The 21,950-nt window shown below is 65.5% G+C and carries 16 protein-coding genes and 3 pseudogenes; 10 read left to right on the plus strand and 9 right to left on the minus strand.

What is annotated here, in order from left to right:
- Positions 1 to 300: 300 nt before the first annotated feature.
- Complete coding sequence (locus OHB12_RS07695) at positions 301 to 1,647, minus strand: wax ester/triacylglycerol synthase family O-acyltransferase (RefSeq protein WP_327117503.1); 1,347 nt, start codon at positions 1,645 to 1,647, stop codon at positions 301 to 303.
- A gap of 225 nt (positions 1,648 to 1,872) precedes the next feature.
- On the opposite strand from OHB12_RS07695, the gene OHB12_RS07700 reads away from it, so the two are divergent.
- Positions 1,873 to 2,871, plus strand: coding sequence for an Acg family FMN-binding oxidoreductase (locus OHB12_RS07700; RefSeq protein ID WP_327117505.1), 999 nt, complete (start codon positions 1,873 to 1,875; stop codon positions 2,869 to 2,871).
- 420 nt (positions 2,872 to 3,291) lie between these two features.
- On the opposite strand, the gene OHB12_RS07705 is transcribed toward OHB12_RS07700, so the two are convergent.
- The 5 genes from OHB12_RS07705 to acsA are packed head-to-tail and all read right to left on the minus strand — an operon-like array spanning position 3,292 to position 8,920.
- Positions 3,292 to 3,546 carry an acyl carrier protein gene (locus OHB12_RS07705; RefSeq protein WP_327117507.1) on the minus strand — a complete coding sequence of 85 codons (255 nt, stop codon included), beginning with the start codon at positions 3,544 to 3,546 and terminating at the stop codon, positions 3,292 to 3,294.
- A gap of 22 nt (positions 3,547 to 3,568) precedes the next feature.
- Positions 3,569 to 5,173, minus strand: coding sequence for a 2-oxo acid dehydrogenase subunit E2 (locus OHB12_RS07710; RefSeq protein ID WP_327117509.1), 1,605 nt, complete (start codon positions 5,171 to 5,173; stop codon positions 3,569 to 3,571).
- Entirely contained in the window at positions 5,173 to 6,141 is a 969-nt protein-coding gene (locus OHB12_RS07715; RefSeq protein ID WP_327117511.1) for an alpha-ketoacid dehydrogenase subunit beta, read from the minus strand. The genes OHB12_RS07710 and OHB12_RS07715 overlap by 1 nt, the downstream gene beginning before the upstream one ends.
- Positions 6,138 to 7,121 carry a pyruvate dehydrogenase (acetyl-transferring) E1 component subunit alpha gene (gene pdhA, locus OHB12_RS07720; protein WP_327117513.1) on the minus strand — a complete coding sequence of 328 codons (984 nt, stop codon included), beginning with the start codon at positions 7,119 to 7,121 and terminating at the stop codon, positions 6,138 to 6,140. The genes OHB12_RS07715 and pdhA overlap by 4 nt, the downstream gene beginning before the upstream one ends.
- Complete coding sequence (acsA, locus tag OHB12_RS07725) at positions 7,118 to 8,920, minus strand: acetate--CoA ligase (RefSeq protein WP_327117515.1); 1,803 nt, start codon at positions 8,918 to 8,920, stop codon at positions 7,118 to 7,120. The genes pdhA and acsA overlap by 4 nt, the downstream gene beginning before the upstream one ends.
- A gap of 277 nt (positions 8,921 to 9,197) precedes the next feature.
- Here acsA and OHB12_RS07730 point away from each other — a divergent pair, with 277 nt between their 5' ends.
- From OHB12_RS07730 to OHB12_RS07750, 5 genes are all read left to right on the plus strand, one after another.
- Positions 9,198 to 9,869, plus strand: coding sequence for a DUF2267 domain-containing protein (locus tag OHB12_RS07730; protein ID WP_327117517.1), 672 nt, complete (start codon positions 9,198 to 9,200; stop codon positions 9,867 to 9,869).
- 144 nt (positions 9,870 to 10,013) lie between these two features.
- Positions 10,014 to 10,568 carry a flavodoxin domain-containing protein gene (locus OHB12_RS07735; RefSeq protein WP_327117519.1) on the plus strand — a complete coding sequence of 185 codons (555 nt, stop codon included), beginning with the start codon at positions 10,014 to 10,016 and terminating at the stop codon, positions 10,566 to 10,568.
- Between the two features lie 12 nt (positions 10,569 to 10,580).
- Positions 10,581 to 11,042, plus strand: coding sequence for a DUF2267 domain-containing protein (locus OHB12_RS07740; protein WP_327117521.1), 462 nt, complete (start codon positions 10,581 to 10,583; stop codon positions 11,040 to 11,042).
- Positions 11,043 to 11,668: 626 nt separating this feature from the next.
- The gene (locus OHB12_RS07745; RefSeq protein WP_327117523.1) at positions 11,669 to 12,589 is read left to right on the plus strand and encodes a universal stress protein; all 921 of its coding nucleotides are present in this window, start codon (positions 11,669 to 11,671) and stop codon (positions 12,587 to 12,589) included.
- Positions 12,590 to 13,189: 600 nt separating this feature from the next.
- On the plus strand, positions 13,190 to 14,095 hold the full coding sequence (locus tag OHB12_RS07750; RefSeq protein WP_327117525.1) for an aromatic prenyltransferase: 906 nt from the start codon (positions 13,190 to 13,192) through the stop codon (positions 14,093 to 14,095).
- A 393-nt stretch (positions 14,096 to 14,488) separates the two neighbouring features.
- Here OHB12_RS07750 and OHB12_RS07755 read toward each other — a convergent pair.
- Positions 14,489 to 14,791 (minus strand): annotated as a pseudogene (locus tag OHB12_RS07755) (glutamate-binding protein); the annotation flags it as partial.
- Between the two features lie 591 nt (positions 14,792 to 15,382).
- On the opposite strand from OHB12_RS07755, the gene OHB12_RS07760 reads away from it, so the two are divergent.
- The 3 genes and pseudogenes from OHB12_RS07760 to OHB12_RS07770 all read left to right on the plus strand — a co-directional run.
- The gene (locus tag OHB12_RS07760) at positions 15,383 to 15,673 is read left to right on the plus strand and encodes a hypothetical protein (protein ID WP_327117527.1); all 291 of its coding nucleotides are present in this window, start codon (positions 15,383 to 15,385) and stop codon (positions 15,671 to 15,673) included.
- A complete protein-coding gene (locus tag OHB12_RS07765; RefSeq protein WP_327117529.1) occupies positions 15,670 to 18,582 on the plus strand; it encodes an FAD-binding and (Fe-S)-binding domain-containing protein in 2,913 nt (970 codons plus the stop codon). Before OHB12_RS07760 ends, OHB12_RS07765 begins: the two co-directional genes overlap by 4 nt.
- Positions 18,560 to 19,302 (plus strand): annotated as a pseudogene (locus OHB12_RS07770) (aldehyde dehydrogenase family protein); the annotation flags it as partial. The gene OHB12_RS07765 and the pseudogene OHB12_RS07770, both read left to right, overlap by 23 nt.
- A gap of 90 nt (positions 19,303 to 19,392) precedes the next feature.
- On the opposite strand, the gene OHB12_RS07775 reads toward OHB12_RS07770, so the two are convergent.
- Together OHB12_RS07775 and OHB12_RS07780 are read right to left on the minus strand one after the other, a co-directional pair.
- A complete protein-coding gene (locus OHB12_RS07775) occupies positions 19,393 to 20,070 on the minus strand; it encodes a GntR family transcriptional regulator (protein ID WP_327117531.1) in 678 nt (225 codons plus the stop codon).
- Between the two features lie 803 nt (positions 20,071 to 20,873).
- Positions 20,874 to 21,257 (minus strand): hypothetical protein, encoded by a 384-nt coding sequence (locus OHB12_RS07780; RefSeq protein WP_327117532.1) that lies wholly within the window; start codon positions 21,255 to 21,257, stop codon positions 20,874 to 20,876.
- A 291-nt stretch (positions 21,258 to 21,548) separates the two neighbouring features.
- Between OHB12_RS07780 and OHB12_RS07785 the strand changes: the two are divergent.
- A pseudogene (locus tag OHB12_RS07785) lies at positions 21,549 to 21,773 on the plus strand (RidA family protein); the annotation flags it as partial.
- Positions 21,774 to 21,950: the final 177 nt, after the last annotated feature.

The following is a 21,950-nucleotide window of genomic DNA, read 5'->3' on the forward strand; positions in this document are numbered from 1 at the left end:
ACTCTGGCACTGCCGCGACCAGCACGACAACACCGGAAATGGCCAGCCAGGTGTATGCCACCGGGAGCCCGGCACCGAGCGGGCCGTCCTCGGTTGCCCGGTGGAACGGTGACAACAATCGTCACGGCCGCACCGGCTCCACGATCTTGCTGCCACATAGAGCGAGTATGCACCGACCGCCGCCACCGACGTGAAGCCCGGCACGCTGACACGGCGACCGGTTGCCGCGCCATCACCAGCAAGCCGAACAATTCGACGTCGAGAAACCCGGTGCCAGTCACTTGACATGCGGCCGGTGGTTCATGACCGGCCCCCTGTCGCACGGGCGTCGGAGAGGAGTCGTTCGATGGCCTGCTCGATCTCCTCGGCAAGCACAGCGATATCGGGTGTGGTGTCGAAATCTCCGGTGATACCGAATCTCAGCTGGTCGCTGTAGCTCAGAATGGCGATGCCGGTGCGCAGCCGCATCGCGATCGGAACGTAGGCCAGGATTTCCAGCACTTCCCGGCCGTACAGATACAGCCGGCGCCGAGGCCCAGGCACGTTCGTCGCCAAGGCGGCGATGCCGTGCTGCGGAAATCGGGAGACAAGCCGGAAAGTCCACGCGATCGGGGCGAAGGGCAGACGATCGGCCAGCGCAAGTATCGTGCTGGCCGCCGAAGCCTCGCCGCCGGTCTTGTGTCTCGACATCCGCTCGTGTACCTCGGTCAGCTGCCCGACGGGATCATCGATATCGATCGGGAGCACCGGCAGCATGAGCGAGATCCGGTTGTCCAAGAGGTATTTCGCGTGCGAGGCGCGGACCGATACCGGTGCCAGGATCCGCACCTTGTCCGCGGTGGGTTCCTCGCCTCGCCGCAACAATGTCGACCGGAAGGCCGATGTCACGGCGGCCAAGGCCACATCGTTGACGGTCGCGCCGAATGCCGCGCCGATCTCCCGGACCGTGGACAGCGACGTCCGTGCCACGGCGTACCGACGTTGCCGTCCGATGGGGCCGTTCAAGGACGACGCAGGTGTGGGCCGCACAGTGGACAGTGCCAGCGGAACAACGGCGCGCACAGTGTGGGCCACGATTCGTGGCGCATCCACTGGAAGCCGCAGCGTATTCACCACCCGAGCGCGCCAGTCGAACGAACTGTGCGCCGGGGCCGTGCGGGGCGCCGCACGACTGCCAGGACGCGGATCGCACAGGCGTTCGAACAGAGAGATTCCCGAGACCCCATCAACCATGCTGTGGTGGGCCTTTACGATCATCGCCCAGCGATCGTCGGCAAGCTGCTCGACAACAACGCATTGCCACAGTGGGTGGTCGCGGTCGAGTCGTTCCTCCATCACCTCCGCGATCAGCTCACATAGTGCCGTCTCGTCGCCGGGTTCCGGCAATGCCATCCATCGGAGGTGGTGCGCCAGATCAAAATTCGGGTCGTCCACCCACACGGGTGCACTGAGGTCCCACAAGGTGGTCCGTACCTTCTGCCGGAGCCTGGCATCCACCGCCAGCCGTTTCGCCAACCCCGCCGCGAACTCCGCACGGGGTGGTGGTGGTCCGGCGACGATCGCCACCGCACCGATCCCGACACTCACATGCCGATCGGCGTCCTCCAACTCCATAAAGCCTGAGTCCAACGGGTTCAGTTCGGTCATCGCGGATCTTCCATCTCGACGTCGCGGACGCCGGTACCTGGTCGGCCACGGCCGCTGCCTCACCATTCTCGATCGGCCATGGATGCGGCGACAGGTGCGAAGGCACTCGGTCCGCAGGACGTTGGGCCTGTGGTCCCTACGCCGCGAGAACAGGGGCAGAGGTCCCGCCAGAACGTGCGCAATGGCTGTTTCGGAGCTGCCACCACGCCTACAACAATGACTGATATGACCGCCAGAGACACCTCCTTCGTCACCGAGGTGCCGGACCATCCGACGATGCTGGCAGCGATGCGACTCGCCTGCCGCGCGCCGTCGGTGCACAACACCCAGCCGTGGCGCTGGGTGTTCGACGGCGCCCGGTTGCACCTCTACAGCGATACCGACCGGCAATTGTCGATGGATCCGCACGGCCGCCAGCTCATGATCAGCTGCGGCGCTGTGCTGCATCACGTGCGAACCGTCTTCGCCGCCTACAACTGGCATACCGACACCGTGCACCTGCCTGATCTCGGGCAACCGCGGCACCTCGCGGCCATCGAGTTCCGTCCGTGGCCCCACCCGCCTGCGGGGGTGCGCGCTCGCGCCGGCGCGATCCACCACCGCTACACCGACCGGCTTCCGATGCTCCAACCTGACGGCTGGGACGATCTCGTGCCCGCATTACGAGGACTGGTGTCTCCACACGACATCGAACTCGACGTCCTCGACGAGAGTGTCAGGTCCCGGCTGGTGACCGCCTCGGAGCAGTCCACGGCCCTGCGCCGCTACGACATGCTGTATCAGTCCGAATTGCATTGGTGGACAGGGCATGCCGATATGCCGGAGGGAATTCCTCCGTCCTCACTGGTCTCCGATGCCGAATTCGCCCGGGTCGGCGTCGGACGTACGTTCCCATCGGTGCCGCACTCGATGCGGCGCGACCATATCCAGGACCGCGCCCGTATCGTGCTTTTGAGCTCGAACGGCGATTCCCCGCAGCAGTGGGTGCACACGGGAGAGGCGCTGTCGGCTGTCCTGCTCGAATGCGCCGTCGCCGGCCTGTCCACCTGTGCGCTCACCCACATCACCGAGGTGTCGTCGGGCCGAAAGCTGCTGGCCAACTTGGTCCCGCGCGTCGGACTCCCGCAGGTGCTCATGCGCGTCGGTACGGCGCCGGACGCCGACGAACCTACCCCGACCCCACGCAGGCCGCTGGTCGACGTGTTCACCGAACACCGCCGGTAGGCCCGCTGGCCCGCCTGCCGACAACGCGGCGCGCGATCACTTGCGCAACGAGGTGTTTGCGTGTGCCAAGGTGAACAAGACCCGTCCTCTTGGGCGGAGTGCAGCTGAGAGACGACGGATCCGGTCGACCAGACGCTTGATATCGGTGTGCTCTCAGCTCATCTCGACCAGGGCTTCAGGATCGTCCAGGCAGTCCGACAAGGCGGATACAACTTGGCGTCCATGGCGCGCTTGTGGGGCACGACGTGCTTGGTGAGCAGATCGAACGCTCTGGACTGCCGGACCGCCGCTCGCCGCTGGACCCGGCCCACGCGGAGAATCCCGCGATCACGGCACAGTCACACCAGCGTGCGGCGCCGCGGGTGCCGTGCCCACCAGCAGGTCGGCTTCTGAGCCGCCTGGATCGGGCGCAGCCTGCCTTCATGCGGCGGCGGTGAGGAAGTCGACGCAGGAACCGATCGTGGCCAGTCTCGGGTAGTCGACCTCGTCGATGCGCACACCGGTTGTCCGGGTGAGCCGTTCGACGAAGGTCAGGAAGTCGACAGAGTCCAGGTCGAAGGCAGAGCGCAGTGGCTCGTCCTCCCCGAGGCCCGCGAGTTCGGCGTCGGATACGAATCCGCGAAGCGCGGCACGTACGGCGGCATCGGCGGCCACGCGGGATAAGGTGCCGGGCACGGTATTTCACCACCTCTCGTAGTCACAGCCGTTCGGGATGCTGAAGTAGTTCGGCGATCGTGTTCAGGAAGCGCGCACCGACGGTGCCGTCGCTGGCCCGGTGATCGGCGGCGAGGGTCACCATCACCTGCGGGCGCACACCGAGCAATCCGCCCACCGCACAGGGGCGGTCGGTGACGGCGCCGAATCCGACGATGGCCACCTGCGGCGGCGGGATCACACCGGTCACCGAATCGACGCCGAGTTCGCCGAGGTTGGTCACGGTGATGCTGGCGGGGGCGGTATCCGAGGACAGCAAGCGCACCGAGCGGGCCCGGCCGACCGCGCCGCGCAACCGCGCCATCAGCTCGCGCAACCCGGTCGTGTCGGCACCCGCGATGGTGGGAGCGAGGATACCGCCCGTGCGCAGGGATACGATGGTTCCGATATCGACGGTGTCTGCCGAGTGGAACGCGTCGTCGATCCAGTGCCCGTTCACCGCGGGGACCTTGCGCGCCGCCAGCGCTACCGCCCGCAACTGTAGTGCCGCCATGATGAGCCGATCCGACACCGGCGCGGCTTCGTTCACTTCACGCAGCCAATCCGTCGCAGCCGCCAGATCGATGGTGCTTGACAGATAGTAGTGCGGAATAGTCTGCTTCGAGTGGGTCATGGCCATCGCGATCGCCCGGCGCATGGCGTCCGGATCACGCTGTGGCGCGGCAGTTCCTCCCGCGGTCTCCGCCCCGACAGCCACCGAAATATCTTCGTGCTCTGTTACTTCCGAGCCGGCAATGGCCGTGCGCAGACGGGCCTGCGCGCCTCGAACATCGTCCGCCAGAACCGCTCCGCCAGGCCCGCTACCGTGCACACCCGCAAGATCGACGCCGAGGTCCTCGGCTAGGCGCCTGGCGTATCCGGAGGCCAAAACCTGCTCGGGCGTGGTGCTTTGTCGCGCAACGGTGGCGCGGCTGGCGGTGGTTGCGGCAGGCGGGCGGGGAGGCGACGCCGGCGGCCGGCCTGCGCCCCCGGCGATCGCGCGCGCGATATCGGCACGCAGGATCCGCCTGTCGGGTCCCGACCCTTCGATGGACGCGATATCTATCCCCGCCTCCTGCGCCAAGCGCCGAATCAGCGGTGTGGCATGAACGTTCGTGTCCGGTTCCGCTGCGGAATCGACCTTCTTCGGACTCGATCGGGCACCGGCGCCAGGTCGGGGGCGCTTGGCCACAGCACCGCCCTTGGTCCGCGTCCCGCGCCGAGCTCGGCGGACGGGCTTGGCAGCCGACGCCGGGCTCGACCCGGCCGTCGCCGGGGTTTCCGTGTTCGAGGGTGCCTCGCTGGATGTTGCCGTGGTCGGACCTTCCGTCGTGGGAATCACCGTGCCGGGGTGGCCGGGCTCGCTCGTGCCAACCGCTGGTTCGATTGTGGCCAGCCTCGCCCCCACCGGCACCGTAGCTCCTTCGGGCACCAGGATCTCGCCGATGGTGCCATCGTCGAAGCATTCCACCTCGATCGCCGCCTTGGCGGTGTCGACCTCGGCCACGATGTCCCCTTTTCGGACCGGGTCACCAGGGTGCACATGCCAGTGCAGCAACGTCCCCTGGTCCATATCCGCCCCCAGCGAGGGCATCCGGAACTCGGCCATCAGCGCACCACCCGATGCACGGCTGCGAGGACGTCCGCCGTTTGCGGCAGTGCCGCCTCTTCCATGTGCTTCGCATACGGGATCGGCACCTCAACCGTGCAGACTCGCTGGATCGGGGCGTCGAGTTCGTAATAGGCGTTCTCGGCCACGCGCGCTGCGATCTCCGCGGCGATCCCCACGCTGCGCCAGCCCTCGTCAACGACGACCAGGCGGTGGGTGCGCGACACCGACTCCAACAGCGTGGCCTCGTCCAGCGGCCGCAACGTCCGAAGATCGATCACCTCAGCGTCGATGCCCTCGGCGGCGAGCGCATCCGCAGCCGCCTCGGCTACCCGCACCGTGCCACCGTAGGCCACCGCGGTCACCGCGGTCCCCACGCGCCGAACAATCGCCCGATCGATGTGGGTCGTCCCGATGTTGGCCGGTAGCTCCGCTTCGGTGTTGTACAGCGCTGCCGGTTCGAAGATCAGCACCGGATCCGGATCTTGCAGGGCAGGCCAGAGCACCCCGCGCGCGTCGGCGACCGTCGCCACAGACACGACGCGTAGCCCAGGGATGTGCGCGTAGAACGCTTCCAGGCTATGCGAATGCTGTGCGGCCAGTTGCCGTCCCGCTCCGGTGGCCATCCGAATCACCAGTGGCACCGAAAACTGGCCCCCGGACATATGACGCAGCGTCGCGGCGTTGTTCAGAATCTGGTCCAGCGCCAGCAGGCTGAAATTGATCGTCATGATCTCGACAACGGGCCGCAGCCCTCCCAGCGCGGCACCGATCCCGGCCCCGACGAACGCGGATTCGCTCAGTGGGGTATCCCGGATCCGATGCGGCCCGAACTCGTCGAGCAGACCCCGGCTCACACCGAAACAGCCACCGTACGCGCCGACGTCCTCGCCCATGAGGAACACCCGCTCGTCCCGGGTCAGGGCCTCCCGCAACGCTTCGCGCATCGCATCCCGATAGGTGATCATGAGCGCTCCGTGTAGACGTAGCGCGTCAGGTCGCCGATCGACTCGAAGGGCGCCGATTCCGCCGTCGCGACGGCAGCCTCGATCTCGCGGTCCACGTCGGCCTCCATGCGGCCGAGATCATCGGTGCGCAGTTCTCCCGATGCGCACAACTCGGCGAACAAGCTCGGAATCGGATCGCGTTCGACCCACTGCCCGATCTCCGCTTTGTCGCGATAGCGATCCGCGTCGTAGAGCGAGTGAGCACGGAAACGGTACGTGCGTAGTTCCAGGAAGCACGGACCACCACCGCCGCGAATGGTCTCCACCGCCCGCTGCGCCGCGCCTACTACCGCGAGCACGTCCATCCCGTCGACCGGCCAGGCGGGCATCCCGTAGGACGCGGCGCGAAGCGCGAGATCGGTAGCCGCGTGCTCACGGGCAAGCGCGGTGCCCATGGCGTACTGATTGTTCTCGCACGCGAACAGCACCGGCAACCGCCACAGCGCGGCCAAGTTCAGGCATTCGTGGAATTCCCCCTCGGCAACCGCTCCATCGCCGAACAGGCACACTGTCACGATCGGGCGCTTGCGCATCTCATCGGCGAGGGCAAGCCCGACCGCAACCGGCAAACCACCGCCGACGATGGCATTCCCGCCGTAAAAGCGTCGCCGCGCATCGAACAGATGCATCGACCCACCATGCCCGCGACTGCATCCGGTCGCCCGGCCATACATCTCGGCAAGCAGAGCATCCATCGAGAGACCCCGCACCAGTGCGTGCCCATGTTCGCGATAGGTCGATACGACGGCGTCGCCGGGGCCTATCGCAGCAAGCACGCCGGCGGCGACAGCTTCTTCTCCGATGTACAGATGCAGAAAGCCACGGATCGACCCAGCGCTGTAGAGCTGTACACAGTGTTCCTCGAAACGGCGGATACGGACCATCTGCCGGAGCAATTCGATGCGCTCATCCTTGTCCAAGACCGCCCGGTCGGCGTTCATGACGCGCCCTCCAAAGCCGAGACATCACCCTCGGGCAGGCCGAGATCGCGGGCTTTCAGTAGCCGCCGCATCACCTTGCCGCTTCGGGTGTGGGGCAGACTCTCGGTGAACTCGATTTCCTTGGGCGCCACCGCGCCGAGTGCGCGTCTGCCGAACGCGGTCAGTTCGAACCTCAGATCCTCCGAGGCGTGGTATCCGGGCCGCAACAGCACAAACGCCTTGACCAATTCGCCGGCGACCGGATCCGGAGTGCCGATAACGCCCGCCTCGGCCACTGCGGGATGTTCCATCAAGGCGCTCTCCACCTCGAACGGGCCGACCAAGTGCCCCGCGGACTTGATGACGTCGTCGGCGCGGCCGACGAACCAGTAGTAGCCGTCCTCGTCACGGCGGGCGAGATCACCGCTGAGGTACCAACCATTCGCGAAACACCGCTCATAGCGTTCCGGCTCACCCCAGTAGCCGCGGAACATCGATGGCCAGCCAGCGCGCAGCGCGAGCTCGCCGACCGCACCGGGATCCGCGGGCGTCACGGAGCCCTCGACCACAGCGGCGCGTCCATCCGGGCCGCGACGCAGGATAGTTGCCTCGATCCCGGGTAGCGGACGGCCCATGGAGCCCGGGCGCACCTGCGCGGAGGCGAAATTCGCGATCATGATCGCGCCGGTTTCGGTCTGCCACCAATTGTCGTGCACCGGCCTGCCGAGTACCCGCTCGCCCCAGAGCACGACCTCCGGATTCAGTGGCTCGCCCACGCTGGTGATGAAACGCAGATGGGACAGATCAGCGTCCTCGGGCAGCTCATCGCTGTAGCGCATGAGCATCCGCAGCGCGGTCGGGGCGGTATACCACACCGAGACCCGCTGGGTGGTGAGGATGTCGTACCAACGGTGTGGATCGAACTCCGCTTCGTCGCTGACGACAGTGGCGCCCAGACACAGCGGCGCGATCACACCGTAGGACATGCCGGTGACCCAGCCGGGATCGGCCGTGCACCAGAAGACGTCGCCTGCCCGCAAATCCAGGGCGTACCGGGCGGTGACCAGGTGCGCCAAGACCGCGCCGTGGACGTGCACAGCACCCTTCGGCCTTCCCGTTGTCCCGCTGGTGAAGTGCAGCAAGGCGGCATCGTCGGCGTGGGTGTGCACGATGTCGAATTCGGAATCGGCGGCATTCATCGCCGATGAGAGGTCGACGCCATCGGGCGGTCCGCCATCGGTGAGCAGCACCGTCCGCAGCGAAGGCACGTCGCACCGGATCGGCGCGACCTTGCGGCGATACAACGCCGCCGAGGTGACCAGGGCGTTGGCCTCGGCGATCGCCAGCCGCTGACGCACCGGCTCGGGCCCGAATGCGGAGAACAGCGGAGAGACCACGCAGCCTGCCTTCAGCGCGCCGAGGATGGAGATATACAGTTCCGGCCTGCGCCCGAGCAGTACGCAGACCCGCTCGCCGCGGCAAATCCCGTTCGCCCGCAGCACGTTCGCGAACCTGTTGGTGGCAGCTGCGAGGTCGGCGTAACTGTATTCGACAATGCCGCCCGTGGCACGCAACCAGCGCAGAGCTGTCGTCTGCGCGGTTTGATCGGTGCAGTGCCGGTCGATCGCCTCGTAGGCGATGTTCAAGCCATTTCGCGGCAGACCGGTGAGTTCCGCTCGGGCTGCGTCCCATGAGAACTCGCGGTAGACCGTGTCGTAGTCGGGCAGATTTGCACTCGCTCGCTCCGACTCAGGTTTCTCGATCGGCCTCCATCCGAACGATCCGCCCGCCGGGGCGCCGGTAGCGGTCGGTTCCGTCATACCGACATCGTCTCCGGCCTGCGCTGGGCGCGGCAGAGTCTCCGGACCCGTTCCCGTCGCCGTTTCGCGGGAAAAAGTCCTCCGCGGAAGCGACTTCATACCCTGGCGGCACCAGCCAGCGGCGCAGAGGCGAGCGAGTGCCGACAAGACCCGGGTCCGCCGGGACCATCGCCCCGCCGACCGGCGCCCTTCGGCCCTTGGGCTGGACCCGCCGAGGCCGCAGGCTTGTGGGTGCCATATGCGAACACGCACCTGGTGACCCACCGAGGAGGACACCATGCCGCATCACGACGACCCCTTCGCTCCCGCCGTGCAGACGGCCCGTGACTGGGTGCGCGCCGTCGCCGACGGTCTCGAAACCGACGACCGTGCCTTCGCCTATCGTGCGCTGCGCGCGTGGCTGCACACGGTGCGAGACCGGATCGGAGTCGCCGCTTCGGCGCACCTGACCGCACAGCTACCCGAGTTACTGCGTGGCGTCTACTACGAGGGGTGGGTGCCGAGTCATGTCCCCGTCCGGCACAGGACCGCGGAGTTCATCACCCAATTCGCCAGGGAGGCGGACATCGCCCGGGATGAGGTCGGTCCGGTCGCAGGTGCGGTCACCACTGAACTGTCGCAGCTGTTCTCCCCCGGTCAACTGAACCGTGTGTTCGCGACCCTTCCGATGCATCTCTATGGCATCCTGTGCGGCGCGCGCCTTACACCTGACGAGGATCCGCTCGAGCAGCAACCTGCCACTGACCGGCTAGAGGTCGACCGCCTCACAAGCCTGGAATACCGAGTGCAGGCTCTCGGCGACGCGGTCGCGGTACTCACCCGCGGTCTCGAATTGCTTCCCATCGATGCATCCGATGACACCCGGACAACGTCGGCTGCGCAGCAGGCGCACCGCATTCTGCTCGCCGAGGGGCTGGTCGGAGCCGATCCCTATGGGCGAGAGCGCTGACGTGCTGCGGGAAACTCTGCCGCTCGGCCACGGGCATCCAGGTCACCTCACGGTCGGTCCGCCGGCCCGATCAGGCCATTGGTCCCCACTCCACAGGCATGACGGCTCTGACCAGCACGGGCGGTCCTGCACGAGGCTGAGGGTATGGAATCGAAAACGCCTCGCATCGTTGTCGTCTACGCGACCGCGCAGGGATCCACGCGCGACATCGCGGAGTTCATCGCCGCCTGCCTCACCGAACGAGGTGCGGACGTTGAACTGAGCGACGTCGAGCACGCCCCCGATCTGTCTCGCTTCAGCGCGGTCGTGCTGGGCAGCGCGGTGCACGATATGGCCTTCCTGCCCGCTGCCGCGACCTACATCCGGGCGCACCGTGACGAGCTGTCCCGGCGAGACATGTGGATCTTCAGCGTCGGCCTCAGCCCGTCCCTGCACGGGCCGATCGGGCGGCGTATCGGACGGATCGTGCCGAAAAATATTGCCGCCCTGTGCGAGTTGGTACACCCATGGGAGTACCAGGCGTTCGCTGGACATTACGAGAGAGCTGGTGTCTCGCTGAAAGCGCGGATGCTCTATCGACTGATGGGCGGCGGGCGCTATGGCGACCTGCGCGACTGGGCCGCGATCCGCACTTGGTCGGCGAGTATCGCCCAAGGGCTCGGCCTGCGGCAGGCACAGTCGACCACGGTCAATCCCTAGCGGGGCGAAATCGTGTCCCACCATGACGATCCACTCGCGCCCGCGGTCCATACCGCACGCGTATGGCTGCGCACCATCGGCGACCAGCTGGGCACCGACGACCAAGCCTTCGTATATCGGGCGGTCCGTGCTTGGTTGCACGCGGTCCGTGACCAGGTCGAGGTCGCCACCGCGGCCCACTTGGCCGCACAGCTTCCCGAATTGCTGCGCGGGGCATTCTACGAAGGCTGGGTGCCCGCCCGCGTGCCCGCCCAGCACAACGTCACCTCGTTCGTCAGCCGGTTCGCCGACGAGGCAGGGGTATCGCTGGACGAGGCGGCCGCGCTCACCGGCGCCGTGACCAAAGCGCTCTCCCGCCTGTTCTCTCCAGGGCAGCTGGACGGTGTTTTCGCGGTGGTGCCTGCGCGGCTGCGCGAATTGTTATCCGGCGTCGAACTGGACGGCACACTCGGCGGCGCTGCAGCGGATCGCTGAACCCGACTGAGCATGGTCCCGACATCGTGGTGGGGGCCCGTCGACCCGCGACGGCCATCATCTCGACCGCCAATGCCTACAACATGTCATCAGCCGGGTCGACCAGGTCTGCCCGCCACAGAAGACCAACCATCGTCGCTCGATTCGGATAGCCCAGCACGGTGGAGAAGGTCCGTATGAGGTGACGACTGACTGTCATCATCTGGTGTGTTTGCGCACTGCTTGCTGTGAGCGGACGATGATCATCGGGGCTTCTACTGAGTGCAGCAGGGCATTGCTGATGCGGCCGAGCGGCCTCACGATGCGATCCTCAATGTTGTTGGGCATCAAAACGGTGTGCCGAACACGGTGCCTCACCCCACCAGCCGCCGTTCTGCAGGGCCACACCCACGCAGGTTGAATCGCCGCGGTGGAAAGCTCACCGTTTGGATCAGGGCCCCGCGATGCTCGGCCGGGCTTCGCGAGGCGGTCGTGTTCTACATCGAGGGTGAGGCACCGGCAGGTCCGCGATGACATGTGGGCTTTTCGGCCCGCAAGGCCGGGACCAACGCCAGCAGTCGCCCCGGTATGCGGATTCCTACCGTAGAGATGGCAGTCGATTCCTCGATTTCGAAGGGACAGCAAACATGGACACGAATCGCGAGAACCCGCATCTACAGCCGTCGGCCCCGATCGTCGTCGGCGTCGACGGCTCCGATGGCAGCGATCTGGCCGTCCGCTGGACCGCCGAGGTAGCCGCCCGACGCGGCCGTGCATTGCACGTCGTGCATGGCCTCGATATCGCCGCATGGCAATCGGTGCTCGGCAGCGGCTATGACGTCATGGACGCCTCGGCCGTCCAAGTCGCGCACTCCCGTGGCACGGAAATCGTCGACGATGCGCGCAGGCTGGCCTTGGAGGTCGGCCCGGACCTCGATGTAGCCACCGAGGTATCCGACGCCTCACCCGCCCGTGTGCTGATCCATCACTCGAAGACCGCGCATTTCGTCGTGCTCGGCGCCACCGGTAGTGCGGGGACCTTCGCCCATCTCGGTTCCACGCTGCTGGCGGTCACCAGTCACGGAAACGGCTCGGTCGTGGTGGTCCGCGATACCGGCACCGCGCAGCACATCCGCCACGACGGACCGGTGGTGGTCGGCGTCGACGGCAGTCCGGTGAGCGAGGTCGCCATCGCCGCGGCATTCGCCGAGGCAGCCGATCGCCACGCCGGACTGGTCGCGCTGCATTCGTGGAGCGACCGGGACTTCGGCGAATTCGCCGGCAAACCCGACCGCGGTATCGACGCCACCGAGTTGGAGAGCGCCGAGTACGCCATCCTCGCCGAGCGTCTGGCCGGTTGGCAGGAGAAGTATCCCGACGTCCACGTCGCCCGCAAGGTGTATCTGGCCGGGCCGACCGGGCTGCTGATGCAGTGGTCGAAGTCCGCCCAGCTGATCGTCGTCGGCAGCCGCGGCCGCGGTGGCTTCACCGGCCTACTACTCGGCTCCACCAGCAATTTCCTGGTCCAGCACGCCCACTGCCCGGTGCTGATAGCACACCCAGCATAGGCGCCAGAACCGGCGCCACGGTCCGCTCGTTTCGCGGACCGTTGGTTGACTGGATTCGGATCCTGCGCAGAAGACTACCTGGCACGGTCATGAGCGACCGTGTGTCATTGCGGCATCCGCCGGATCGGACACAATCTTGCCGTCGTCGGAGCACCTTCGGCTGACACCACCCCGGCATCGATAAGCGCGATGAGTCGCTGTTGAAACGTGTAGTCGCCCGCCTGGAACGGTGGTCAGCCATGGCTTCTGCAATCACTGCGGTCATCGGTCTCGGCTCCGAGGAAATACGGGTGAGGAGTGCGCTGTCGAAGTGGTCGATCGGTGCGGACACGAGCTTCGTTGCTGCGGGTGGTGTCCGCGCTGATCTACGCTGATCTACGCTGATCTACGAATCTCGCACGGAAGGCGGCTATCTCGCGCGCGCGGTCCGACCGGCCGATCCGCCGGGCCACGACCGACACCATAAAGCCAACGGTACGTCGCAGCGTAGAGTGCTGTGTGCGTTCCGCATTCGACTCTGCCGGACACGACTTGCAGTCTGGCAGAGTGGGATTGGCGAGACCGCGATGTTGTTCGTAGCACTCGTCCCTGGAAGGACGCATGTTCACTACCACCGGATCCGAGCTGGACGATCTCTATGCGGCCATTGAGAAATCCGCGCGGCTGTTGAACGTCCCCTGCGCGCGAGACACTGTCTGGCCCACCCTAACCGCATACGGCACGATGCTCACACATTCCGTGATCTCTTTCAGAGTGGTCACCGACGCCCGCCGCTCGGGAGATCTCGACTACCGTTTTTTGACGCTGCCGAGAGACGTCGACCCTTACAACATCGCTCTTTCCAACAAGCTGATTCCCGAGACCGATCATCCGGTTGGCGCTCTGCTGGACCAGGTCCGGAAACAGTGCCCCATCGACAGTTACGGGATCGACATCGGTGTAGTCGGCGGCTTCAAAAAAATATGGCCGTTCTTTCCTGCCGATGGCGTGCAAAAGGTATCGGAGCTTGCCGCACTCCCGTCCATGCCACGTGGTCTCGCCGACCACGCCCGCATGTTCGCACGTCACGGCTTGGAGGACAAAGTCGGCTTGCTCGGCATCGACTACCACAACAAGACGATGAACGTGTATTTCCCTGGACTGCCGGCCGATTGCTTCGAACCTCGCGCCATCGTGTCGCTGCACCGAGACGCCGGGCTTCCGGACCCGAGCGATCAATTCCTCTCACTCACCGAGAAAGCATTCGATATATACGCCACCATCAGCTGGGAATCTCCTCGGATCGAGCGCCTCTGCTTCCCCGTGATCACACCGGACCCGACGACGCTCCCAGTCCGGATCGGCCCGCGCTTCGAGCAACTCGTCGACAAAGTTCCGTTCAGCACCACCGACCGTCGATTCACCTATTCCGCCACCTCGTCGCCCCAGGGAGAGTCCTACAAATTCAGTTGGTTTTACCAATGGCAACCAAGAATACTGGGCATGATGAAGACGTCCGATTCATAGAACTGTCAATAGGGCGTTCTCCGTGCTTCAAACGACGCCAATGCTGATGAAGATGTCGACCCACTCGTCGGCGCAGCCTGGCCCGGTACGCCCGGCCATCGACGGAGGCCCTGGCGCGGTGGCGCGCCGAGACCGACCCGGCGACCCGCCAGAATCCGCGCTGAACGGGACTCGTAGGATCATCGGTTTGAGCCGCTTGTGCCGCGACGCGCATGACCAACGACTCGACCCAGGCCGGTCCGAAATGCCCATTGGTCACGCGCCATTATGTGGGCGATGTCGATACCATGCTCGTAGTGGACAAGACAGGCGATATCAAAAGGGGATGCAGATCGTCGCGTCGGAGATCGAACTTGGATGGTTTGCGCCAGCGTTGGGATCGGTGGGGTCCGATCAGTACCGGTCGACCGTGGGCGGGGTCAGCGTCGAGTCGCGGAGCGGACCGATCGTTTCCTCGAACGCCTTCTGCCAAGAACCGTCGGCGATCATTTCCTCGATCGCATCGTTGATCTTGGCACGAGTCTGCTGATCGCCCTTCTTCAGGCCGATGCCGTACTTCTCTCTGGTGAACGTGTTGCCGACCAGCTTCAGTTCGCCTGACGCCTGCCCGGCGAAACCGGCGAGGATGATGTCGTCGGTGGTCACCGCGTCGACCGAACCGCTGCGCAGGGCTTCGATGCACCGCGAGTAAGCGTCGCCACAGCTGAGGCCCGTGCGGTCACCAGGTCGAGTCGCCGCCGGACACCGCTCGCCGCGACCTGATCGACGACCCTGCACCGTGGATCAAAGGAGGACGCCAACCCCTGCCACACGCACTGGACGCGAGCAACCTGCTCGCTGGATCGCTTGCGCAACAACAACAATCGTTCACAATCGACCAGAACGTCACCGTTCCCGTACGAGATCAGCTCGGCGACGCAGCACTCTGTCGTCGACTCTCCCACGCCGATGATGCCGATGATGCCGATCAGCGCCAGTGACTCACCTCATCGAATATCGAGGTCGACGGAACGCAGAATCGGCCGACCCCACTGAGCGGCCGAGACATTCCGCAGCTGAAGGGTGAGTTCGGGAGGTTTACAGGCACTCACCATCGGTATCCGATGGCACGGCTCATTTTGAGAGGGATGCATAATGCAGAGCAGATCAACGGTAGTACTGTTGTACAGAAGTTCAGTCCGGTGCATAGTTAGAGAACCCGACCGGCCTGATACAGCAGTCCCATAAGCCCGCATACCCGCGCGGCTTTTCGCTATCAAGACGTCCTCGTCACGACTTGGAGATCCGATGACCGTCCCGACTACCCTGGCCTCGCACGACCGATACCAGTCGGGGGTGTGTGATCATCTGCTGCTGCATTTCGGCCAGCACGCCGAACTCCGCGATGGCGGCGAGGTCCTGGTGACGGAGCGGGCCGAAGGTGCCTACGTCTACGACACCCGTGGTCGCCGCTACTTGGATGCCCTTTCCTGTCTGTTCTGCGCGCAGCTCGGTTACTCCTACGGCGCCGAATTCGCCGCCACCGCGACCAAACAGCTGACCAGCAGGCCCTGCTCGCCCGAATCGAGGAACTCGTGACCGCCAAGAGCACCGATATCGACGTCACCGACCTGCTTCACTCCTGTTCGGTGGAAATCGACACCGCTACAAGGCGTCTCGCCGAGTACAGCTACGACGCGTCGAACTACCGCATAGTCCCCAAAGGGGTGGTGTTTCCCCGGACCCCCGCCGAAGTCAACGAGGTCGTGGCCCGATGCCGCGACGCCGGGATTCCCGTGACGGCCCGCGGTGGCGGTACATCTATGGCTGGTAACGCCATCGGCGCAGGTCTCGTTATCGACTTCTCCCGCTACATGAACGCTATCGTCTCGATCAACCCGCAGACGCGGACCGCAGTCGTCGAACCGGGTGTCATTCTGTCCGAGCTGGCCGACGCGGTCGAGGCAGCCACCGACGGGCATTTGACGTTCGCCCCGGATCCGTCGAGCAAAACCCGTGCAACCATCGGCGGAGCGGTCGCGAACGACGCCTGCGGCAATCACTCGGTCCGGTACGGTCGCACCGCCGACCACATTGTGTCCCTCGACCTGGTCCTCGCGGACGGCATCAGGCTGACCGCCACCCGCTCCGGCATCCAGGCCACCGACTCCGACGACATCCACGCCGTCGACCGCGCTGTCCAGATCGAGACCGAGCTGAGGGCGCTGACCCGCGAGCACATGTCGGAGTTTCGGCTCGAGCTCGGGCGGATTCCCCGACAGGTGTCCGGCTTTCACCTTGCACACCTTCTGCCGGAGAACGGGTTCGATGTCGCCCGCGCGCTGGTCGGTAGCGAGGGAGCTTGCGCGATCGTGGTCGCCGCGACTGTCGAACTCGTCGAGGTGCCGCCCTCGGCGTTGCTGCTCATCCTCGGTTACGACGACGTCGTCGACGCCGCCCGCGACATCGAAACGATCCTGCGCTACTCGCCCGCCGCGGTCGAAGGCATCGATGAACAGATCGTCGATACGATGCGGACCCGCCGCGGCACCGAGTCCGTCGCCGACCTCCCCGCGGGGCATGCCTGGCTCTACGTCGACCTCGACGGCGGCGACATCGACTCCATCTCCACCCGCGGGCAGCAACTGCTGCGCGAACTGCGCGACCACGGGCGGGTCCTCGACGGCCGCGAGGTGCGCGACCCGGTTGCCCGCAAGAAGCTTTGGCGGGTCCGTGAGGACGGCGCCGGCCTCTCGTCCCGGCTCGAGAACCCCAACGGAGACGGCAGCGTGACTTCCTGGCCCGGTTGGGAAGACTCCGCAGTCGCCCCGGAAAAGCTCGCAGACTACCTGGCCGAATTCCGAGATCTGCTCGCCGATTTCGACCTGATCGGCGTGATGTACGGGCACTTCGGCGCCGGCTGCATGCATATCCGGATCACGTTCGATCAGCGGACCGACGAGGGACGCGAGGTCATGTCCCGGTTCCTGCGCGCCGCCGCTCGGCTGGTCGTCCGGCACGGGGGGACGCTGTCCGGCGAGCACGGTGACGGCCGCGCCCGCTCGGCACTGCTGTCGGAAATGTACTCACCCGCGGTGATGCGGTCGTTCTCCCGGTTCAAGCAGATCTTCGACCCGGACGGTGTACTCAACCCCGAGATCATCGTCGACCCGCCCGCCATCACCGACAACCTCGCTCTCGCAGCCGTTCCCGCCCTACCCTGGCAGACCAGCTTCACCCTGCACGAAGGCGGCAACGGAACCGGCGCCTACGGCGAAGCCGTGCAACGGTGCATCGGTGTCGGACGCTGCCGTTCACACTCCGGTGGGGTGATGTGCCCGAGCTACCGGGCCACTGGTGACGAGAAGGACTCCACCCGCGGCCGCGCCCGCGTGCTACAGGACATGGTGCGCGGCGCTCGTACCGCCGACGAAGGCTGGGCTTCGCAGGACGTTCGCGACGCACTTGACCTCTGTCTGTCGTGCAAGGCGTGCTCGACCGACTGCCCCACCGGGGTGGACATGGCCACCTACAAGTCCGAATTCTTCGACCACTATTACACTGGTCGGCTCCGCCCGATGGCCCACTACTCGCTCGGCTGGCTGCCGCGATGGCTGAAACTGACCTCACGGATGGCACCGATCGTGAACGCGGCGTTGGCCACACCGATGAAGTCCCTGATCCTGGGCATGGGAGGGCTCACCACCGAACGCGAACTCCCCCCGTTCACTTCCCGCCGCCGACTGCGCAAATTACTCGGCTCCAACGGAACCGCACCAGCCGACAGCGACATCGTCCTGATCGTCGACAGCTTCACCAAAGGCTTCCGCCCCGAGGTCGCGGCCGCAGCCCGGCGCGTCGTCGAGGATGCCGGCCACCGCACCGAAATCCGCGCCGACCTGTGCTGCGGTCTGACCTGGATCTCGACCGGGCAACTGTCGCAAGCGAAGAAGCAGCTCGAGCGGACCACCCGGGCACTCGACGACGGCACCGACCGGCCGATCGTCGTCACCGAACCGAGTTGCGCCGCCGCACTCCGCAAAGACCTGCCAGAACTCGTGCACACCGTCGCCGCACGCCGCGTCGCCGCCCGGGTCCGCAGCTTCGCCGAGCAGGTCGCCGCACAGGCGCGAGACGGCTGGGCGCCAAAGCATTCCATCCCGGACGCGGTGACTGTGCAGACCCACTGCCACGAATACGCCGTATTCGGTGCCGAGACCCAGCGCCGCGCTCTGAAGGCGGTCGGTGTCAGCACTGTTCGCGAGGCCACCGGGTGCTGTGGCGTTGCGGGCAATTTCGGCTTCGAGCGAAACCACTACGAAACCAGCATGGCCGTCGCTGAGCAGGCCCTCGCCCCCGCGTTGCGCGACGCCGCCGGAACGCTTGTCCTCACCGATGGTTTCAGCTGCCACATCCAAGTGCGTCAGCTCACCGCCAACCCATCGCCGGACGCATCGGTACATCTCGCACAACTTCTCGACCCCGATCACAGCAAGGAGACTCACTGACACGACCACAGCGACAGCGTTCGCCCCCGCCGTCGGGCGCTGCAGGTCCCCGCTGGCCTGCTGATCGACGGAACCTGGCGCGACGCCGCCGACGGAAAGGCGTTCGCGGTCGAGAACCCGGCCACCGGTGAGACGCTTGCGGTGATCGCGGACGGCGGCCCGCAGACGCCGCCCTCGCAGCAGCCGTGGACGCCCAGATATCCTGGGCGCGAACCGCTCCCAGGACCCGCAGCGAGATCCCGCGCCGCGCCTTCGACCTGGTCATGCAGCGCCAGGACCGGATCGCGAAAATCAGGACGTCCGAGATGGGCAAGCCGCTTGCCGAAGCAAACGGCGAGGTCGCCTACGCCGCTGAATCCCTGCGCTGGTTCTCCGAGGAGGCTGTCCGCATCTCCGGTGACCACACCACCACCGGCGACGGCACGAACCGGATCATCGTCACCCGTGAACCGGTCGGCCCCTGCGTGTTCATCCGAGGGTGCGATCGCGGCGAAGATGCGCAACATGGGCGAGGCGTGCACCGCCGCGAACCGGCTCTACGTCCACCGCAGCATCGCCGACACCTTCTCCGAACGTCTCGCCGTCCGCTTGGCCGCGTTGACGGTCGGCAACGGCCTCGAGCCCGACAGACAGGTCGGCCCCCTGATCGACGCCGCCGGGCGCAACAAGGTCCAGCACCTCGCCGATGACGCACTCGGCCGCGGCGCCAAGGCTCTCACCGCATCGTGCCCAAAGAAGCCGACGGCCGCCAACTCTAGACGAAACTGTTGCAATGACGGCAGCCACGCTCAACGCCAGAAGCGGAAACCGCTATGTTCCGGCACGCTTCCTGATTATCTCACGCACTCGTGCTGCATTTTGCTCGATGTGTGTTTCAACCTCTCTGGCTGCACGCTCGGGATCACCTGACTCGATTGCTGACAAAATGTCCTGATGTGCATTCACGATCACCTCAGGGCGATCGTACTCACGGTCTTCCACGGAGAGAACTGCTAAGTAATAATGGAGTTCTCGGGTCAGTTCGCGATAGAACTCGTCGATTCGTGTGCTATTCAGCATCGCCACAATCGCGAGGTGAAACTCTAAATCAACTTTGACGATCTGATTTGCATCATGCGTTTCGGCGGCGGCGCGCAAGCGGTCGAACGAGGCCCGCAGCATCTGCAGCGCAGCATCGCTCGGCTTTGTGGCGACTGCTGCGACCTCGAGCGCCGCGCGAGCTGCGTACAGGGCATCGACCGCCTCGATGGTCGGCGCGATGACGATCGCTCCACGATTGACCTCGTAACGCACGAGGCCGCCCATCTCGAGGAGTCGCACCGCCTCGCGGACAGTGTTGCGAGCAACGCCGAGCTCAGTCGCGATAGCGCTCTCGCGCAGACGGCTGCCCGGCTTGATCCGACCAGAGAGGATAAGTCCAGACAGCCCGTCGGCCACCTGCTGTGCTGCGGTGACGCGGTGAATCACCAATCCGTCCAGCGCCGACATATACCGATAGTAGCGTGAACTGCAGTGCAGTTGACAGTTTGCGCTTGCTCTCTCTGTTCAGCGAGGACCGTGCCGAACGTTCGGCTCCCTAGAGATGAGGTCTTGCCGGCCCGGGCGACATCCGGTGTGACTCGTGAATCGCTTTGCCTCGCCGGGATCTGTCCACTGGTTGTTTCGGCGACGCCAGCCCGGTCTGCTTCGGTGTCTTGATCAGAAGCCTGCCCGACCCTGTTGCCGCGGGATCGTGGCCCATTACAGGCCTGCCTCGAAGTTCTCCTTCCGGGGCCGACGCCAACCAACGACGTCGCCTGTCGGAAGGACTTCCGCCGTCAATGCTTGTTCGTTTCAGAGCAGTCTTTTTGGGCGTGGTGTGAAGGTGCGCTTCGAGGTAGGGGATACTCATTAGTAGATGCACATATGTCCGTAAGGTCATGTTTTTCATCTTCGATGGGATGGCCGACTGCGCCCCCGAAAGTTTCTCCCTATCGCCCGTCGCTTCCATCAGAACTCGCTCTCCCTACTGCAATAATCTGCGACGCGTGCGCGACCCTCCCCCACTCCACCCGAGCCAGCGACAGACGAGCCGCGCGTCGAAAAGAGCCACGGATCGGCCGCCGCACCCGTTGCAGCGCCGGCGGCGACGCGGCGTTCGAGTTCTTCGATGCAAAAATTGCTGGTTTGTGCGTGAGCCGCGAACAATACTCGACTGCGAACTCGCGCGCTGTCAGCTGATTGCACTCCCACTCGGCGGTACCCGATGCCGAGATCCGATCAGCCCAAGAGGCGAGCAACCGCAGCCTGTGTCAGGGTGTGCCCAGCGCAGTTGCGGGGACGCCGTAGGGCAGGAACCGCACGCGACGGTGTTCATCGGTATTGTCGCGATGCGCACGCAAGGCCTCGAGCTCGCTCGGAAAAACCTGCTCGACTCTGGCCTCGCCAGCGTCGTCGATGCTGTAGATGACCCACACCCCACTGCCGGTCTCGCCGATGGTCTCGCCCTCCGGCTTCGGCGGCCGCGTACGCTCCGGCTGAACAAACTGACCGAGCAGCGACGCCAGCGTACTCACGCTTGCGCGATCGATGTAGTCGCCAGCCTTTCCGAGAAGGTCGCGGAATTCGATCCCCATCTCCCGCAACGCGCGTTCGACTTCCTCCGGATCGATCTCGAAAGGCCTGTCAGGTGCCATCACATTGCTCCTGGGGACGAATTCGACGCAACGCCTTCAGTGTCCTCGCGCAACACCGACTTCGCCACGCCTGGCAATGATCATGGCCCGACGTGGCGACTTCGTCTCACCGTATCGGCTGTGCCAGGCCGCGTGTCTGCCAGCAGAGGAGACGGATGGCGGCGCCACGCCGTCGTTGCCCTCCGGTACTCCATCAGACCGGCAGACGGGTCGTGTCGGAGGCTGGACTAGACGAGATGATCGGCCCCAGATCAGTCGGTCTGATGTGGCCCCGGCGACGGGATCGAGCCCGTCGACAATCTGGAGGCCATTCTCAGCGAGGCCGACATGTCCCTCGCGGGCCTCGTCCGGCTCAACGTCTACACCACCGACGTCGATCTGCTTTTCCAGCACTACGGCGTGCTGGCGTCGCGGTTGGGTGCCGCCGGGGTGGCACCGACCACGACGATGCTCGGGGTGACACGGCTGGCGATCCCTGGCCTGATGGTCGAGCTCGAGGGGACCGCCGTCGCGTGATGCGACCTCTCAACGATCTCTACGTCGCCCTCATCCGGGCCACTCAGCGCCTGGCTATGGTGCGTACCGGAGAGTTGCCCGGGGCGCTACACGCGCTGAGCTGAACACGCGGTTGCGATGCGCCGGCCCACGCCGGATTCCGGCGTGGGCCGAAATCAGGCGCAGCCGTAGGTACGC

Origin of the sequence: Nocardia sp. NBC_01730 (genome assembly GCF_035920445.1) — a bacterium.
In the GTDB taxonomy this organism is placed as follows: Bacteria; Actinomycetota; Actinomycetes; order Mycobacteriales; family Mycobacteriaceae; genus Nocardia.

Excerpts from the sequence above, each read along its gene's own strand:
- OHB12_RS07695 (WP_327117503.1), bottom strand. The coding sequence starts at position 1,647 with ATGACCGAACTGAACCCGTTGGACTCAGGCTTTATGGAGTTGGAGGAC.
- OHB12_RS07700 (WP_327117505.1), top strand. The coding sequence starts at position 1,873 with ATGACCGCCAGAGACACCTCCTTCGTCACCGAGGTGCCGGACCATCCG.
- OHB12_RS07710 (WP_327117509.1), bottom strand. The coding sequence starts at position 5,173 with ATGGCCGAGTTCCGGATGCCCTCGCTGGGGGCGGATATGGACCAGGGG.
- OHB12_RS07715 (WP_327117511.1), bottom strand. The coding sequence starts at position 6,141 with ATGATCACCTATCGGGATGCGATGCGCGAAGCGTTGCGGGAGGCCCTG.
- pdhA (WP_327117513.1), bottom strand. The coding sequence starts at position 7,121 with ATGAACGCCGACCGGGCGGTCTTGGACAAGGATGAGCGCATCGAATTG.
- acsA (WP_327117515.1), bottom strand. The coding sequence starts at position 8,920 with ATGACGGAACCGACCGCTACCGGCGCCCCGGCGGGCGGATCGTTCGGA.
- OHB12_RS07730 (WP_327117517.1), top strand. The coding sequence starts at position 9,198 with ATGCCGCATCACGACGACCCCTTCGCTCCCGCCGTGCAGACGGCCCGT.
- OHB12_RS07735 (WP_327117519.1), top strand. The coding sequence starts at position 10,014 with ATGGAATCGAAAACGCCTCGCATCGTTGTCGTCTACGCGACCGCGCAG.
- OHB12_RS07745 (WP_327117523.1), top strand. The coding sequence starts at position 11,669 with ATGGACACGAATCGCGAGAACCCGCATCTACAGCCGTCGGCCCCGATC.
- OHB12_RS07750 (WP_327117525.1), top strand. The coding sequence starts at position 13,190 with ATGTTCACTACCACCGGATCCGAGCTGGACGATCTCTATGCGGCCATT.
- OHB12_RS07760 (WP_327117527.1), top strand. The coding sequence starts at position 15,383 with ATGACCGTCCCGACTACCCTGGCCTCGCACGACCGATACCAGTCGGGG.
- OHB12_RS07775 (WP_327117531.1), bottom strand. The coding sequence starts at position 20,070 with ATGTCGGCGCTGGACGGATTGGTGATTCACCGCGTCACCGCAGCACAG.
- OHB12_RS07780 (WP_327117532.1), bottom strand. The coding sequence starts at position 21,257 with ATGGCACCTGACAGGCCTTTCGAGATCGATCCGGAGGAAGTCGAACGC.